Source organism: Kribbella hippodromi (genome assembly GCF_039531045.1).
GTDB lineage: Bacteria > Actinomycetota > Actinomycetes > Propionibacteriales > Kribbellaceae > Kribbella > Kribbella hippodromi.
On the sequence record NZ_BAAAPH010000012.1, the window covers coordinates 66,882 to 83,351 of the forward strand.

18 protein-coding genes are annotated in these 16,470 nt (G+C 67.5%); 12 read left to right on the top strand and 6 right to left on the bottom strand.

Going from position 1 to position 16,470, the window contains the following annotated elements:
* Positions 1-94: 94 nt before the first annotated feature.
* Positions 95-1,180: a Gmad2 immunoglobulin-like domain-containing protein gene (locus ABD260_RS19435; protein WP_344235013.1), complete on the bottom strand. Its 1,086-nt coding sequence runs from the start codon at positions 1,178-1,180 to the stop codon at positions 95-97.
* Entirely contained in the window at positions 1,177-1,686 is a 510-nt protein-coding gene (locus tag ABD260_RS19440; RefSeq protein WP_344235014.1) for a SigE family RNA polymerase sigma factor, read from the bottom strand. Before ABD260_RS19440 ends, ABD260_RS19435 begins: the two co-directional genes overlap by 4 nt.
* Positions 1,687-2,022: 336 nt before the next feature.
* Here ABD260_RS19440 and ABD260_RS19445 point away from each other — a divergent pair, with 336 nt between their 5' ends.
* The 6 genes from ABD260_RS19445 to ABD260_RS19470 are packed head-to-tail and all read left to right on the top strand — an operon-like array spanning position 2,023 to position 6,744.
* Positions 2,023-2,949: a PhoH family protein gene (locus tag ABD260_RS19445; RefSeq protein ID WP_344235179.1), complete on the top strand. Its 927-nt coding sequence runs from the start codon at positions 2,023-2,025 to the stop codon at positions 2,947-2,949.
* Positions 2,946-3,425, top strand: coding sequence for an rRNA maturation RNase YbeY (ybeY, locus tag ABD260_RS19450; RefSeq protein WP_344235015.1), 480 nt, complete (start codon positions 2,946-2,948; stop codon positions 3,423-3,425). Before ABD260_RS19445 ends, ybeY begins: the two co-directional genes overlap by 4 nt.
* Before the next feature lie 7 nt (positions 3,426-3,432).
* Positions 3,433-4,737: a hemolysin family protein gene (locus tag ABD260_RS19455; RefSeq protein WP_344235016.1), complete on the top strand. Its 1,305-nt coding sequence runs from the start codon at positions 3,433-3,435 to the stop codon at positions 4,735-4,737.
* A gap of 33 nt (positions 4,738-4,770) precedes the next feature.
* Entirely contained in the window at positions 4,771-5,103 is a 333-nt protein-coding gene (locus ABD260_RS19460) for a cytidine deaminase (RefSeq protein WP_344235017.1), read from the top strand.
* Entirely contained in the window at positions 5,087-6,016 is a 930-nt protein-coding gene (gene era / locus ABD260_RS19465; RefSeq protein ID WP_344235018.1) for a GTPase Era, read from the top strand. The genes ABD260_RS19460 and era overlap by 17 nt, the downstream gene beginning before the upstream one ends.
* A 5-nt stretch (positions 6,017-6,021) precedes the next feature.
* Positions 6,022-6,744, top strand: coding sequence for a GNAT family N-acetyltransferase (locus tag ABD260_RS19470; protein ID WP_344235019.1), 723 nt, complete (start codon positions 6,022-6,024; stop codon positions 6,742-6,744).
* Here ABD260_RS19470 and ABD260_RS19475 read toward each other — a convergent pair.
* From ABD260_RS19475 to ABD260_RS19490, 4 genes are all read right to left on the bottom strand, one after another.
* A complete protein-coding gene (locus ABD260_RS19475) occupies positions 6,741-7,730 on the bottom strand; it encodes a GNAT family N-acetyltransferase (protein ID WP_344235020.1) in 990 nt (329 codons plus the stop codon). The two genes, ABD260_RS19470 and ABD260_RS19475, sit on opposite strands and share 4 nt — an antisense overlap.
* A 100-nt stretch (positions 7,731-7,830) precedes the next feature.
* Complete coding sequence (locus ABD260_RS19480) at positions 7,831-8,256, bottom strand: PPOX class F420-dependent oxidoreductase (protein ID WP_344235021.1); 426 nt, start codon at positions 8,254-8,256, stop codon at positions 7,831-7,833.
* A gap of 39 nt (positions 8,257-8,295) precedes the next feature.
* A complete protein-coding gene (locus ABD260_RS19485; protein WP_344235022.1) occupies positions 8,296-8,943 on the bottom strand; it encodes an alpha/beta fold hydrolase in 648 nt (215 codons plus the stop codon).
* Positions 8,943-9,743, bottom strand: coding sequence for an EamA family transporter (locus tag ABD260_RS19490; protein WP_344235023.1), 801 nt, complete (start codon positions 9,741-9,743; stop codon positions 8,943-8,945). The genes ABD260_RS19485 and ABD260_RS19490 overlap by 1 nt, the downstream gene beginning before the upstream one ends.
* Before the next feature lie 393 nt (positions 9,744-10,136).
* Between ABD260_RS19490 and leuA the strand changes: the two genes are divergently transcribed.
* The 6 genes from leuA to ABD260_RS19520 all read left to right on the top strand — a co-directional run bounded on the left by leuA (position 10,137) and on the right by ABD260_RS19520 (position 16,427).
* The gene (gene leuA / locus ABD260_RS19495) at positions 10,137-11,810 is read left to right on the top strand and encodes a 2-isopropylmalate synthase (protein WP_344235180.1); all 1,674 of its coding nucleotides are present in this window, start codon (positions 10,137-10,139) and stop codon (positions 11,808-11,810) included.
* 287 nt (positions 11,811-12,097) lie between these two features.
* The gene (locus ABD260_RS19500; RefSeq protein WP_344235024.1) at positions 12,098-13,192 is read left to right on the top strand and encodes an ABC transporter permease; all 1,095 of its coding nucleotides are present in this window, start codon (positions 12,098-12,100) and stop codon (positions 13,190-13,192) included.
* Positions 13,193-13,196: 4 nt separating this feature from the next.
* Positions 13,197-14,093, top strand: a complete 897-nt coding sequence (locus ABD260_RS19505) for an ABC transporter permease (protein WP_344235025.1) — start codon at positions 13,197-13,199, stop codon at positions 14,091-14,093.
* Positions 14,094-14,098: 5 nt separating this feature from the next.
* Positions 14,099-15,181: an ABC transporter ATP-binding protein gene (locus ABD260_RS19510; RefSeq protein WP_344235026.1), complete on the top strand. Its 1,083-nt coding sequence runs from the start codon at positions 14,099-14,101 to the stop codon at positions 15,179-15,181.
* A complete protein-coding gene (locus ABD260_RS19515; protein WP_344235027.1) occupies positions 15,178-16,221 on the top strand; it encodes an ABC transporter ATP-binding protein in 1,044 nt (347 codons plus the stop codon). Before ABD260_RS19510 ends, ABD260_RS19515 begins: the two co-directional genes overlap by 4 nt.
* Complete coding sequence (locus ABD260_RS19520) at positions 16,221-16,427, top strand: hypothetical protein (RefSeq protein WP_344235028.1); 207 nt, start codon at positions 16,221-16,223, stop codon at positions 16,425-16,427. Before ABD260_RS19515 ends, ABD260_RS19520 begins: the two co-directional genes overlap by 1 nt.
* Positions 16,428-16,470 lie beyond the last annotated feature (43 nt).

Here is a 16,470-nt window from a genome sequence, read left to right on the forward strand (position 1 = left end):
GCTGGTGCGGATTGCGCGAAGCTGCTCCACGGGCGGATCTCGCTGGTGCTGATTGCGCGAAACCCACGCCTCGGCAGGTTTCGGTGGTGCGGAGCTACTTGACCAGGATCGACTTTGAGTCCGTGTCGGTGACGCGGCCGTCGGCTGGTGACACCAGGTAGACGTCGATCTGCCACATTCCGGGGCTGAGCGTGAGTTTGAAGCTGTACGGCGAGAACGACTGTCCTTGCCCCGAGGTCGTGGTGCTCTTCTTCGTCTCGCGCGTCTTCAGGTTCGTCGCCTGGTAGTTGACGGTCGCCTCGAACGCGTTCGCGACACCGGACACGGTGACCTGATCACCTGTCACCGCGTCCTGGTCCGGTGAGTCGATCCACACCAGTGCCTGTACGTTCGCGGCCTGCACGCGCCCCAGCGGTGTGCTGGTGTCGACCTGACCGAACAGCTTCGGTACGGGCTGACCGCCCTCGGTGATCTGCACCGGTACGGAGTCGTCGTTCAGCGCGCCCTGGACCGTGTACACCAGCTGCTGCGCCGCGACCTTCGCGACATCGGCATCGAGGGTCGTCCGCGGTAGCTGTTTGAAGTCGACCGTCACCATGCCGTCCGTCCGCGTCACGCCGTTCAGCGCCGCTCCGCGCCAGACCGAGAAGTAGTCCGGGTCGGCCGGCTGCTTGGTGGTCATGATGCGGACGGCTTCTTCGGCTGGGTGGCCGCTGACTTTGGCCCAGGTGCGGTACAGGCGGGCGGTGGACTTCTTGGTGGCGCCGATCTGCTGGCCGAGCCAGTAGACCGGGACCAGCGCGCTGCGGACCGACTGTTCGGGTGAAGCCAGGCTGGGGGCCACCGAGGGCGCCGCCTTGGTCGGGACGGGGGAGGGCTCGGTGGCGGAGTCGGTGGTGGGTACGGCGCTGCTGGTCGTACTGGAACCGGCTACTGCATCGCCGTCGTTGGCGGTGTTGTTGGTGTTCGGCAAGACGGTGAACGCGCCGATCGCGGCCGCGGTGCCGACAGTGGCGACGCCTGCGGTGACGATCCAGGGCCGGCGGCTGGTGGGCCGGCGCTGGGCGTGCGCGCGGGCGCGGATCTCCGGCAGCGCGTCGGCCGGCTCGATCCGGTCCGCCTCGGCGTGCAGTGCCCGGCGTACCAGGTCGTCGAACGAGTCGTTCGGATGCTCACTCATGCGGTCTGCTCCAGGAGCTGGCGCAGCGACTTGGTCGCCCGCGCGGCGTGGCTCTTCACGGATCCACGACTGATACCCATGGTGTCCGCGATCTCGGCCTCCGAGAGGTCGCCGTAGTACCGGAGCACCATCACGGTGCGCTGCTTCTCCGGCAGCGTCCGCATCGCGTCGATGACCCGGTCGGTCTCGGCGGTCCGCAGTACTGCCTGCTCGGCACTCGGCTCGTCGGGCAGGGTTCGCGGGGTGTGCCTGTCCACCACCACGAGATGGCGCTGGCGGGACCGGCAGCGGTTCACCACCGCGGTGCGCAGGTACGCGAGTGCCTTGTGTGGATCCCGCAGCCGGTTCCAGCGGCCGTGCATCGCGACGAACGCGTCCTGCACGATCTCCTCCGCGGTTCCGGTGTCGCGCAGCAGCAGAGCGCCGAGGCGGACCAGCGACGTGTAGTGCGCGGTGTAGACAGCAGTCAGCGCCTCGTCGGCATTCCACGAGGACTCATGGGTCACGCACTCTTCGTACACCACGGCCAACTGTGCCACGACTACAGAGACGCGAAGCTCACCTCTCAGGTTGACATCAGCCGGCAAGCCCACGCAGTGTCGCCGGATCCTTACCAATTCGGCCGCCGCGGAGCGTGTCCGGAGGAATTACGAGTGAGCCTGTCCGACGGGACGGCTAGCATGGACAGGGTCACCACCACCCGACTCAGGAGGAAGAGCCTGTCCAGGCCACGCAGTATCGAACCGGAGGCGCGCGCGAACGGGGCTGTCACCACTCCCGGATCCAGCGCCGCCACCAGCGCGCAGGCATCACACAAGATCGTCGTGCCGAACAGCATCGACATGGTTGCCCTGCTCGGCGCCCGGGACGAGTTCCTCCGCATCGTCGAGAAGGAGTTCGCCGCCGACATCATGGTCCGCGGCAACGAGATCACGCTGGCCGGTGAGCCGGCCGAGCTGGCCCTGGCCGAGCGGCTGATCGACGAGCTGATCGCGGTGATCCGGACCGGGCACGGTCTGACCGCGGACTCGGTCGAGCGCAGCATCGCGATGATCAAGCAGGCGACCGCGGAGAGCCCGCGGGACGTCCTGACCCAGAACATCCTGTCCAGCCGCGGCCGGACGATCCGGCCGAAGACGCTGAACCAGAAGCGGTACGTGGACGCGATCGACAAGAACACGATCGTGTTCGGCATCGGCCCGGCCGGTACCGGCAAGACCTACCTGGCGGTGGCCAAGGCGGTCCAGGCGCTGCAGGCCAAGGAGGTCACCCGGATCATCCTGACCCGGCCGGCCGTCGAGGCCGGCGAGCGGCTCGGCTTCCTGCCCGGCACCCTGTCGGAGAAGATCGACCCGTACCTGCGGCCGCTGTACGACGCGCTGCACGACATGCTCGACCCGGAGTCGATCCCGCGGCTGATGACGGCCGGGACGATCGAGATCGCGCCACTCGCGTACATGCGCGGCCGGACCCTGAACGACGCCTACATCATCCTGGACGAGGCGCAGAACACCTCGCCGGAGCAGATGAAGATGTTCCTCACCCGGCTCGGGTTCGGGTCCAAGATGGTGGTCACGGGTGACGTCACCCAGGTCGACCTGCCGAACGGGACCAACTCGGGGCTGCGGGTGGTCCAGAACATCCTGGAGGGCGTCCAGGACCTGGAGTTCTGCCGGCTGACCTCGCATGACGTGGTCCGGCACAAACTGGTCGGCCGGATCGTGTCGGCGTACGAAAACTATGAAGGTAGCGCTGACGACAAGCGATGAACGTCGAGGTCAACAACGAGTCCGGCGTCGAGATCGACGCACAGGGACTGATGCGGCTCAGTCGGTTCGTGCTGTCGTCGCTGCGGCTGCACCCGGAATGCGAGCTGTCGATCAAGCTGGTCGACGAGGACACCATGGCGCGGTATCACGTCGAGTTCCTGGACCTGCCCGGTCCGACCGACGTGATGTCGTGGCCGATGGACGAGCTGCGGCCCGGGTCGGACGATTCCGACGAGGGCGATCTGCCGCTCGGTCATCTCGGTGACATCGCGCTCTGCCCGACCGTCGCGGCCGCGCAGGGCGCGAAGGCCGGGCACGGCACCTGGGCCGAGCTGGAGCTGCTGACGGTGCACGGCATCCTGCACCTGCTCGGGTACGACCACGCCGAACCCGCCGAGAAGGCGGAAATGTGGGACATCCAGGGCCGGCTGCTGGAAGCCTGGCGCGCACCAGGCAGCCATCTCGGGCAGGAGTGACGCTTCGATGACCTACCACGACCTCGTTCTGCTGGTTGTGGCCGCGGTGCTGGTGCTGCTCGCCGGGTTGTTCGCCGGCGCGGAGGCGGCACTGTCGTCGTACTCGAAGGTGCGGGCGAACGAGCAGGTCGAGCAGGGCAACCTGCGCGCGGTCCGGCTGCGTGACCTGCTCTCGGACGCCCCGCGGTACCTGAACTCGCTGCTGCTGCTCCGGCTGAGCTGCGAGATCACCGCGATCGTCCTGGTCACCCAGGCGCTGTCCGGCATCCTCGAGGTGACCTGGGAGCACATCCTGATCACCTCGGTGGTGATGGTGCTGGTGTCGTTCGTGATCATCGGCGTCGCGCCGCGGACGCTCGGCCGGCAGCACTCGGACCGGTTCGCGATCCTGTCCGCCGGTCCGGTGATGGCGCTGACCAAGGCCCTCGGCCCGGTGCCGAAGCTGCTGATCCTGCTCGGCAACGCGCTCACCCCGGGCAAGGGGTTCGCCGAAGGCCCGTTCGCGACCGAGGCCGAGCTGCGGGCGCTGGTCGACTACGCGGAGAAGTCCGCGGTGATCGAGTCCGGCGAGCGGCAGATGATCCACTCGGTGTTCGAGCTCGGCGACACCATCGTCCGCGAGGTGATGGTGCCGCGGACCGACATGGTCTACATCGAGAAGCACAAGAAGCTCCGCCAGCTCACCTCGCTGGCGCTGCGTTCCGGGTACTCACGGATCCCCGTGATCGGTGAATCGCTCGACGACATCGCCGGTGTCGTGTACCTGAAGGACGTCATGCGCCGGGTGTACGACAACGCCCAGGCCGAGTCGACCGAGCGGGTCGAATCGGTGATGCGGCCGTGTATGTACGTGCCCGACTCCAAGCCGGTGGACCAGCTGTTGCGCGAGATGCAGGCGGCCCGGATGCACCTGGCGATCGTGGTCGACGAGTACGGCGGTACCGCCGGGCTGGTCGCGATCGAGGACATCCTGGAGGAGATCGTCGGCGAGATCACCGACGAGTACGACGAGGATCCGGACTCGGTGCAGGAGCTGTCCGACGGCGGGTACCGGGTGTCCGCGCGGTTGCCGATCGACGAGCTCGGCGAGCTGTTCGGGGTGCCGCTGGACGACGACGACGTGGACACTGTCGGCGGTCTGATGGCGAAGCTGCTCGGCAAGGTGCCGATCCCCGGCGCCGAGGTCGAGATCGCCGGGCTGTCCCTCACGGCGGAGCGCCCGTCCGGCCGCCGCAACCAGGTAGGTACCGTTCTGGTACGCCGGGAAGAACCCGCGCCCGCCCCACACGACCAGAACCACCAGCACGCGTGACCTCTCGCGCAACCCTTTCTTGGGAGTAGTTACTTGTCAGACCTTTCGGCGGAGGACGCCAAACTCGTCACCCTCGCCCGCGCCGCGCGTGCTCGTACCCGCGCGGCCGAAGGAGCCGCGGTCCGTGACTCCGACGGGCGGACGTACAGCGCCTGTACGGTCGCGCTCGACACGGTCGAGCTGACCGCACTGCAGCTCGCGGTCGCGATGGCGTTGTCCTCGGGCGTGAAAGGTCTGGAGGCGGGCGCGGTCGTCACCGACGCGGAGCAACTCGACGTGAACGTGGTCCGGCATTTCGCCGGCGCGGCGATCCCGGTGGTTCGCGCCGACGGTTCGGGGGAGGTGCTCGATGTCGTCAACACCTGAGGAATTCAAGTCCGGTTTCGCCTGTTTCGTCGGCCGTCCGAACGCGGGCAAGTCGACGCTCACCAACGCGCTGGTCGGCAAGAAGATCGTCATCACGTCCTCGAAACCGCAGACCACGCGGCATGCCGTCCGCGGCATCGTGCACCGCCCGGACGCACAGTTGATCCTGGTCGACACACCGGGCCTGCACAAGCCGCGTACGCTCCTGGGCGAGCGACTGAACGACCTGGTGAAAACCACCTGGGCCGAGGTCGACGTGATCGCGGTCTGCCTGCCCGCGAGTGACAAGATCGGGCCGGGCGACCGGTTCCTCGTCGGCGAGGCGGCGAAGGTCGCGAAGACGCCGAAGGTCGCGCTGGCCACCAAGGCCGACCTGGTCGAACCGGACCGGATGATCGAGCACCTGGCCGAGATCCAGGCGCTCGGCGAAGCGGCCGGGATCGAGTGGGCGTCGATCGTGCCGGTGTCCGCGACGTCCGGGTTCCAGGTGGAGCTGGTGTCCGACGAGCTGGTCAAGCTGCTGCCGAACGGTTTCCCGCTGTACCCGGACGGCGACATCACCGACGAACCGGAGGAGACGCTGGTCGCGGAGCTGATCCGCGAGGCCGCGCTCGAGGGTGTACGGGACGAGCTGCCGCACTCGATCGCGGTGACGATCGACGAGATGAACTTGCGCGAGGACCGGCCGGCGGACAAGCCGCTGCTCGACATCTACGCGAACATCTTCCTGGAGCGGGAAAGCCAGAAGGGGATCGTGATCGGGCACAAGGGCGCCCGGCTGCGCGAGGTCGGTGCCGCGTCCCGCCGCCAGATCGAGGCCCTGCTCGGGACGCCGGTGTACCTCGATCTGCACGTGAAGATCGCCAAGAACTGGCAAACCGACGCCAAACACCTCCGCAAACTGGGGTTCTAGGGCAGATGAGCACACCGACCCAGCCCGCTCCTGCCGAAGCGGGTGCTTCGCCGGCAACCCCCGCCTTGAGCAACCCGGTCTACGCGGCGTTGACCGGACCGCATGCACCGTTCGCCGAAGTGCGGGGAAATGCTCGGCGGTATCCGGCCGCGGTGGCGCCGTTCCTTGCCCTCCCCGAGGAACCGACCGAGGCTGATTGGACGGATGCCGCCGCCCTGGTCGGTCCAGGCACGACCGTCGCGCTGATGCGCCCCGAACTCCCCGTTCCGGATACCTTCAAATTGGACCGGGCGATCGACCTGATGCAGTTCACCGCGCCGGCGGAGCTCCCGGCCGCCGATCCGGAGGCGATCAAGCTCGGTCCGGATGACGTACCGGACATGCTGGCGCTGGTCGCACTGACCGATCCCGGACCGTTCCGCAGCCGGACGATCGAGCTCGGTACGTACCTGGGCATCCGCCGCGACGGGGAGCTGATCGCGATGGCCGGGACGCGGTTCAGCCTGCCGGGTCACACCGAGATCAGTGCTGTCTGCACGCACCCGTCGGCGCGCGGTCAGGGCGTCGCGACCCGGCTGATCCGGGCCGTGGCGGCGGACATCACCGCCGCCGGGCGCAGTCCGTTCCTGCACACCGGCGGCAGCAATACCACCGCGATCCGCCTCTACGAGTCGCTCGGCTTCACCGTCTCCAACCGGATGAAGGTCACGCTGGTCAAGGCGGTTTAGATCGTTTTCTGGTACGCGAGGGTTCGGGTCACGATGCGGTAGTTCAGCTTTTCGTTGATGCCGATCATGTGGTTGTTCGACTCGGCGTTCCAGGTGTCGACCTGGGCGAGCTGCGGCTCGGCCTCGCGCAACCAGAGCAGCATCGCGGACTTCATCAGCGCTCCCAGCCGGTGACCGCGATGCGCCCGGGCGACCGCGGTGTCGTGCTGCTCACCGATGTGCGGCCGTTCCCGCTCGACGGCGATGACCGTGTGCCCGGCCAGGGCGCCGGTCGCCTGCTCCCGGGCGATCACCCGGTAGATGGTGTGGTCGCTCTTCGCCTGCGCCTCCTCGTACGCCCGCAGCCGCTCCGGGCTGAAGACGTCGTCCTCGATGTCGAGGTCGTCGGTCGGCGCGTCGTTGATCGAGCCGGTCAGCTCCACCATCGGCTCGAGCAGGTCATCGGGCAGCGCACCGGTCAGCTTGGTCAGCTCGTACCCGGTGGAGGCTGCGGCCGCATCGTCGTACATGCGCTGGACCACGTCCCAGTCGAGGGTGGTCAGGTCCTGGCGGCGATTCACCTCGATCGCCTTCTGAACGAAGCCGTGCGCGCGGGCGAACTCGTCCTCGGCGGGCAGGTCCAGGCAGCCGTAGCCGATGGTGTCCCGGCCGAGCTCACGGGTGTACGCCTCGGCGCGCTCGACCAGGGCCGAGCCGATGCCGCGGCCGCGGTGATCCGGATGGACGTCGACGTCGATCCAGACCTGGTTGGTGTTGTCGTACAGGCTGACGTCGACGTTCAGTACGCCGACGGCGGTTCCGTCGGTGTCGCGGGCGAGGAACGCGTACCCGGGCTGCAGGTCCCAGCCGTACCGGAGCAGGTTGGCGTACCCGCGGGGCGTGAGCCGCACCATCTCGGGGCAGTCCTGCTTGAGGACGGCGTTCTTGATGCCGACAGCGTCCACACACCCGGCCTCGTCGTCGGGCGACAGTTTTGTGATCTCCACCCCGACAGCGTCCAACGAGACGATCGGTTTCCGCACCTGGTTTATCCGCGGGCAGTTTCGTTCATCCGGGCACGGCTGCGTTAGCCGAGTACGGCTTCGTTTATCCGAGTGCGGCGCCCGGCATCCCGTACGCGTGGTCGATCGTCATCGAGAACATCAGCCGCCGGTCCCGTACCATCGCGGCGCGGTAATCGTCCCAGTCCGGGTGCTCGCCGGACGCGGTCCGGTAGTAGTCGACCAGCTCGTCGACCACCGCGTCGTGCGGCTCGGCCGCGACCGGGCTGAGCTCGGCCTTTCCTTCCAGGACAAGGTACGACCGCCCGTTCGGCCCGTCGACGTACAAGCTGGCGCGGGGGTCGCGCCGGAGATTGCGCGTCTTCGCCCGGTCGTCGGTCAGCGAAACCCGTACCCGAGTCCCGTCGAACACATACGTGACGTTCGACAACTGCGGCCGCCCGTCCCGCTTGATCGTCACCAGCACGCCGAGCCCGTGCGTCCCGATCCGCTCCAGCACCGTTTCCGTCATACACCCGATCCTAGGAACTCAAGTTCGGTTGAGGGCAAGTCATTCGAGGAAGTCGCGGACGGCGGCCAGCCAGCGCTCGGGTTCGTGGCTGTGGATCCGATGGCCGGCCTGGATGGTGATGACGGTCGCGGCGGGAAGGGCCGCGGCGACAAGCGGGAAGCGGGTCTGGTCGAGATGGCTCTTGGCGCCGCCGGCGATCAGGAGGGTCGGGGCGGTGACGGTCGGCAGGCCGGACCACCATTCGGGGTGCGGGTGGCGAAGATCGGCGATCACATCGCGGAGCAGCGTGGGATCGCAGCGGCGGCGGGTCAGCCAACCGGCGGCGAGCAGGGCCGGCGCGGGGAGGGAACGAAGGGACGGGCCGCCGTCCTGGGCGTCGCGCGGTGGTACCGGCGGCTCTTCCAGCACCATCCGCTCGACGCGTTCCGGTTCGGCGACCGCGATGGCGCTGGCGACGAAGGCACCGAGGGAATTTCCAATGAACGTCACTCGGTCCAGCCCGTCCAGCTCGCGCAGCAGGTGATCCCGGAAGTCATCCAGCCGGTACGGGCGTTTGCGCGGCGCGGGCCCGTGACCGAGGAGCGCCGGGCAATGCACCCGGTACCCGAGTTCCTCGAAGGCCGGTACGAATCGATCCCAGGTTGCCGGACCGCTCGTACCGGCGTGCAGACACACCAGGTCCTTCATCAACTCACCACCAGAACGCCGCTGATGATGGCGGCGAGGCCGATGATTCGGGCCCGGTTCAGCTGTTCTTTCAGCATGACGACTCCCAGCAAGGTTCCGATGACGACGTTCAAGGTGCGGCCGATCGCGACTGCGCCGACCGATGCGTAGGACAGGGCGAGCAGGACGAGGCCGTAGCTCGCGGGCATGAGTACTGCGACCGGCGCGGCGCGGCGCCAATCCCGGAGTGCGCTTCGGTGATCGCGCACTACCGCGGACAGGACGACCACTTGCGCCACATTCGCGACGGCGAGGTAGGTCAACAGATCCAAGTGCAAGGAACCGATCGCGAAGCCGTCCCACAGGGTGTACGCGGCGGTGCAGGTGGCGACCAGCAATCCGAGCAGGACTCCACGCGCGGGTGCACGTGACGTGGGCCCATCCATCAACCGCACGCCGGCCAGTACCAGCGCGGCGCCGCCGAACACTCGCGGTACCGATCCGCCCAGCCACGGCACGCCGGCAACCGCCACGAGCGCGGGCGCGGTTCCACGACTGACTGAATAGACGGTGGAGAACCCGCCGGCGCCGTACGCCTTCTGCAGCGTGATCGCGTACGCGGTGTGCAACGCCATACTCACCAACCCGGCCCACCAGGTTGTCGCGAGCGAACCCCGCACCAGCAGCACAGCCGAGACCGGCAACGTCAGCAACCCGCACACCCAAACGAACCCCGGCCCACCCAACCCACCCTTCTTCAGCAGCAGATTCCACGCCGCATGACACCCGGCAGCAACCGTCAGCAAACCCAAGGCGATCACGTAGACAGTGTCTACACGCTAACGGTAGACGCTGTCTACCAGGCGCTGCTGTGGCGCGGTCGCGGGCCGAAGGACAGGAGGTGGTGGCGGTTTCGGGCGGGTGGTGGGTTGGGTTGAGCGGGGCGGGGGCGGCGGGCGGCGACCACTACCTGTTCTTCGGCACCAGGTACCCCCGGTTCGACGGTTCGTGGTTGCTGTGCGTAGACTCGCTGGCATCATGCGGCACCTGTTTCTCCTCCTTCGCTGCCGCGGCGAGGCCTGACAAGGCCGGTTCCCTCGCCGCGGAGTTTCGTCGTACGCCGGTCGTCCAGCGACCTTGAGCACTGACGCATCCCGAGGAGAACCTCCGTGGCACCGAAGAACCAGCCCAAGCCCGTCCAGCAGCCGTCCGGTATGCCGACGCACCGGTACAGCGCCTTCCCGCCGATCGACCTGCCGGACCGCACCTGGCCGGCCAAGTCCGTCGACCACACGCCGCGCTGGCTGTCCACCGACCTCCGGGACGGCAACCAGGCCCTGGTCGAGCCGATGTCGCCGGCCCGCAAGCGGCGGATGTTCGACCTGCTGGTGAAGATGGGCTACAAGGAGATCGAGGTCGGTTTCCCGAGCGCCAGCCAGTACGACTTCGACTTCGTCCGCAGCCTGATCGAGGGCGACGCGATCCCGGACGACGTGACGATCTCGGTCCTGACCCAGGCCCGCGAAGAGCTGATCGAGCGCACCGTCCAGTCCCTGCAGGGCTCGCCGAAGGCGACCATCCACCTGTACAACGCGACCGCGCCACTGTTCCGCCGGGTCGTCTTCAACGTCGACAAGGCCGAGTGCCGCACGATCGCGGTCCGCGGTACCGAGACGGTGATGAAGTACGCCGACGAGCTGCTCGGCGACTGCGAGTTCGGCTATCAGTACAGCCCCGAGATCTTCACCGGGACCGAGCTGGAGTTCGCGCTCGAGGTGTGCGAGGCGGTCAGCGACGTCTGGCAGCCGGCCGCGGGCCGGGAGATCATCCTGAACCTGCCGGCCACGGTCGAGATGTGTACGCCGAACGTGTACGCCGACCAGATCGAATGGTTCGGCCGGCACCTCACCCGGCGCGAGCACAGCACGATCAGCCTGCACCCGCACAACGACCGTGGCACCGCGGTCGCCGCGACCGAGCTGGCGCTGATGGCCGGTGCCGACCGGGTCGAGGGCTGCCTGTTCGGGCACGGCGAGCGGACCGGCAACGTCGACCTGGTGACGCTGGGGATGAACCTGTTCAGCCAGGGCATCGACCCGCAGATCGACTTCTCGGACATCGACGAGATCCGCCGTACGGTCGAGTACTGCACCCAGATGCGCGTCCCGGAGCGGCAGCCGTACGCCGGTGACCTGGTCTACACCGCCTTCTCCGGATCGCACCAGGACGCGATCAAGAAGGGCCTGGAGGCGCTCGACAAGCAGGCCGCGGCGGAGGGCCGGCCGGTCGGCGAGATCGCCTGGGAGGCGCCGTACCTGCCGATCGACCCGAAGGACGTCGGCCGGTCGTACGAGGCCGTGATCCGGGTGAACTCGCAGTCCGGCAAGGGCGGCGTCGCGTACATCATGAAGTCGGAGCACCGCCTCGACCTGCCGCGCCGGCTGCAGATCGAGTTCAGCCGGGTGATCCAGCAGCACACCGACGACGAGGGCGGCGAGGTCGGCCCGAAGCAGATGTGGGACATCTTCGCGAGCGAGTACCTGGCGCCCGGGCAGCTGTCGCTGCTGAGCGTGAATTCACTGTCCGGTGAGGGCCAGGGCGATCAGCTCCGGGTTCAGGTCTATGCCAACGGCGTACCGCACGAACTCGTTGGCGAGGGCAACGGTCCGGTGTCGGCGTTCGTGGACGCGCTGCAGCCGCTGAAGTACGACGTCCGGGTTCTTGACTATCACGAGCACGCGCTCTCGGCCGGCGGCGACGCGCTGGCCGCGGCGTATGTCGAGTGCGAGGTCGGCGACGAGGTGCTGTGGGGCGTCGGCCGGGACGCCAACATTCTGACCGCGTCGCTGAAGGCGGTCGTCTCCGCGGTCAACCGCGCGAACCGCTGACCGTTTCGCACTAGCCCACAACGGCCAAGGAAAACCGCACTACAGCAGGATGCCCGTCTCCGTGTCGGAGGCGGGCATTTCCGGTACTCCCCGATACCGTCGCGTCACGCAGGGCGACGTTGCCCCAACGTTGTCTCAACGTTGCCTCAAGTCGTTGACTCAGTGACTGAGGTTGCGCACACTGTCGTCACAATGCGCAGACTCTTGCAAGACAGCATTACTAAGTCGTCTCGTTGAGGTCTGTGCGAACCCACTTTGACCCCTGCAGTCTCGTGTGGAGGTGAGCAGTGAGCGGTACGGTCGACACGTCCGCGGCGGAGCTGATCGAAGGTCCCGCCGACGAACCGAGACCTTCGGCCGTACGGCGGTTCTTCAACGCCTGGCTGGTGCGAAGACTGTTCAAGGCGATCTTGACGGTCTTCATCGTCACGACCGGGACGTTCTTTCTGGTCCGATTGTTGCCCGGCAACCCGGTCGACACCTATATCTCGACGCAGATCGCGCAGACCGGTGTCTCGTACGAGGCAGCGGCCGCGCAGGCGAAGAACCTGTTCTCGCTGGACCCGAACGAGCCGTTGATCGCGCAGTACTTCCACTACATGGTCAACATGCTGCACGGCGACTTCGGCAACTCGATGCTCTCGCCGGGCACCACGGTCGCCTCGGTGATCAAGACGTACCTGCCGTGGACGCTGTTCTCGGTCGGTGTCGCCACCGTGATCAGCTTCATCGTCGGCATCGTCGCGGGCATGATCATGGCGTACCGCCGGGAGACGTGGATCGATCACCTGCTGACCTCGATCGGCTCGCTGCTGCACGCGATCCCGAACTACATCCTGGCGATCCTGATCGTGGTCTTCCTCGGCGTGAAGCTGCAGTTCTTCGACCTCACCGCGGCCCGCGGCTCGTACACGCCGGGCGTCACGCCGTCGTTCAGTTTCAGCTTCCTGAACGACATCTTCTACCACGCGACGCTGCCGATCCTGGCCTACGCGCTGACCACGGTCGGCTCCTGGGCGCTGGTGATGAAGTCGTCGACGGTCGAGACCCTCGGCGAGGACTACGTGACGGTGGCCCGGGCGCGGGGTCTGACCGACTCCCGGATCAGGTCCGGGTACGTGGGGCGCAACGCCGTCCTGCCCTTGTTCAGCCAGCTCGCGGTGTCGCTCGGCTTCGTCGTCGGCGGCTCGATCTTCGTGGAGCGGATCTTCGGCTACCAGGGCATCGGCTTCAGCCTGTTCAACGCGGTCAGCGGCCGCGACTACGCCGTACTGCAAGGCATCTTCCTGGTGGTGACGATTTCGGTGGTGGTGGCGAACCTGCTCGCCGACGTCCTGTACAGCCGGCTGGATCCGCGGATCCGCGTCCAGGGCAAGGGGTGACGAGATGACCGAGGCTTCCATTCCGGTCGCATCGATCGGTACCACCGGGGTCTCCCGGTTCGCCGGCATCCTGCGATCGCTGCGCCGCAGCCCGGCCGGCTTCATCGGGTTCGTGATCGTCGCACTGCTGGTCCTGATCACCGCGATCGTGCCGTTCTTCCTCCCGGACGTGTCGCCGAACGTCAAGGAGATCCTGCTCCCGGCCGGTTCGCCCGGGCACCTGCTCGGCACCGACAACGAGGGCAAGGACGTCCTGATCCAGATGATCGGTGGCGGCCGGACGGTGATCTTCGTCGGCTTCGTCGCCGCCGCGATCTCGACCGTGCTGGCGATCGTGCTCGGGTCGCTGGCCGCGTACCTGGGTGGCTGGGTCGACTCGGTGGTGGTGACGCTGGCCGACGTCGTCCTGACCGTTCCGCAGATCGTGCTGCTCGCCGTGATGGGCGCGTTCTTCAAGCTGGACTCGCCGATCCTGCTGGCGCTGCTGGTCGGCGGCCTGTCCTGGCCGGTGCTGACCCGCGCGGTCCGGGCGCAGGTGTTCTCGCTGAAGGAGCGCGAGTTCGTCGAGGCGGCCCGGCTGCTCGACCTTGGCACGATCCGGGTGGTGTTCGTCGAGATCCTGCCGAACATGGCCAGCTTCATCCTGATGAACTTCATGATCGGCGTGACCAGCGCGATCTACCAGCTGGTCGGTCTGTACCTGCTCGGCCTCGCCCCGCTCACCGGTTCGAACTGGGGCATCATGCTGAACCGCGCCTGGATCGCCGGCGCGATCTTCAACGACGCGAGCCTGGCCTGGATTCTGAGCCCGGTGATCGCGATCATCCTGCTGCTGCTCGGACTGGTGATGATGACGAGATCCCTCGAAGAGATCCTCAACCCGCGGCTCCGGGACCGGTGATGGCGATGACGAGCACCTCTACGAGCCCGCGCGCGAAGCGTGGCGGCGAAGGCAAACCACTGCTGTCGGTGCGCGACTTCAAGGTCGAGTACCGGACCGGTTCCGGCACCACGGTGCAGGCGGTCCGCGGCGTCGACCTCGACCTGTACCCGGGCGAGAGCCTGGCCCTGGTCGGGGAGAGCGGCTGCGGCAAGACCACGTTCGGGCTCGGGCTGCTGCGGTTGCTGCCGCGGCTCGGGCACGCCAGCGGCAAGGTGACGTTCAACCGCGGCGACGGCACCGAGATCGACGTTCTCGGCCTGGACGGCCGCGACCTGCGCAAGTTCCGCTGGCGGGACGCCGCGATGGTCTTCCAGGGCGCGATGAACGCCTTCAACCCGGTACTGAAGATCCGCGCGCACATGCACGACACGATGCGTGCGCACACCAAAGCCAGCAAGCAGGAGATCGAGGATCGGGCCGGCGAACTGCTCCGGCTGGTGCGCCTCGAGCCGTCCCGCGTGATGGACAGCTACCCGCACGAGCTGTCCGGCGGGATGCGGCAGCGCGTACTGATCGCGATGAGCCTGCTGCTCGAGCCCGAGGTACTGATCCTCGACGAGCCGACCACCGCGCTCGACATCCTCACCCAGCGGTCCGTCGTCGATGTTCTCCACGAGGTCCGCGACCGGCTCGGCTTCTCGATGATCTTCATCTCGCACGACCTGTCCCTGGCCGCCGAACTCGCGGACCGGGTGGCCACCATGTACGCCGGCCGCATCATCGAGACCGGTGGCGTACGGGACATGTTCTACCGGCCGCGGCACCCGTACACGCTCGGCCTGATCAAGGCGGTGCCGCCGATCGTCGGCGATCTGCCCGACATGGAGTCGATCCCCGGCGGGCCGCCCAGCCTGGCCGCGCTGCCACCCGGCTGTACGTTCGCGCCGAGATGTAAGTACGCGACCGAGGAATGCAACGCCACCGACCCGCAGCTGATCCCGATCACCGACGAGCCGGGCGATGCGCATGAGGCGGCCTGTATCCACACCGGCGACGTACACCTCGAACGCGAGGTACCGAACGAGAACCTGGGGACGGCATCGTGAGCGCACTGGAGAAGTCCCCGCAGGAAGCAGCGCCGCTGATCACCCTCGGCGGGGTCAGCCAGGTGTTCGACACCGCCGCCGGCCCGATCCGCGCGGTGGACGACATCGATCTGTCGATCAACCCCGGCGAGGTGCTCTGCCTGGTCGGCGAGAGCGGTTCGGGCAAGACCACCGCGGCCCGGATGGCGGCCGGTCTGGCCCGGCCGAGCAGTGGTCAGGTCTCGTTCGGCGGTACGGACATCTGGTCGATGAAGCGGGCCGAGTTCGGTACGTTCCGGCGCAGCGTGCAGTACGTGCACCAGGACCCGTACGCGTCGCTGAACCCGACCCGGACGATCCAGCAGACGATCACCGCGCCGCTGCTCAAGCACGGTGTCGTGAAGAGCAAGAAGGAAGCCGTCGAGAAGGCGGTCGAGTTGCTCACCAAGGTCGACCTGACGCCGGCCGCGAGCTACCTGCCGAAGTTCCCGCACCAGTTGTCCGGCGGTCAGCGGCAGCGGGTCGCGGTGGCGCGGGCGCTGACGCTGGACCCGAAGCTGATCATCGCGGACGAATCCACGTCGATGCTGGACGTGTCGATCCGGATCAGCGTGCTGGCGATGCTCGGCCGGCTGCGGGACGACCTCGGCGTCGGTTTCCTGTTCATCACCCACGACCTCGCGATCGCCAAGTACTTCGGCTGGAGCGGCAAGACCGCGGTGATGTACCTGGGCCGGATCGTCGAGTTCGGCCCGACTCCGAAGATCATCAACGCGCCGACCCACCCGTACACCCGGGCGCTGATCGACGCGATCCCGGAGCCCGATCCGGACCTGACCAAGACCAAGGGCCGGGAATCCCTGCGCAGCCTGGAGATTCCGAGCCTGGCGAACCTGCCGGCCGGCTGCTCGTTCCATCCGCGCTGCCCGCAGTTCGAGGACGGGCTGTGCGACGGGAAGATCCCGCAGCTGGTCGAGATCCGGTCCGGTCAGTCCGCCGCGTGTCATGTGGTCGCGCGCGACGGCATACCAGAACTGCGATCGGGCGGACCGGGGGCCTGATGGGCCCCCAGATCGGCCGGGCGGCGCTCGGCTGGGCAGCATTTCTGGTGCTGGCCAGCGGAGTCCTGCTGCTCACCCTGACGCCGGGCACACCCGAGTTCGTCGTCACCCTGTTCACCTTGTGTTTGGGCCTGCTACTGGGCCTGGTGGTCGTCGCCGGCGTGTTCTACACCCGGCGCCGGGACAAGCGCGAGGGCGGAAGTTAAATCCCACCAGCAGTACCTGACCCGCACATGGGCGTGTGGTCAG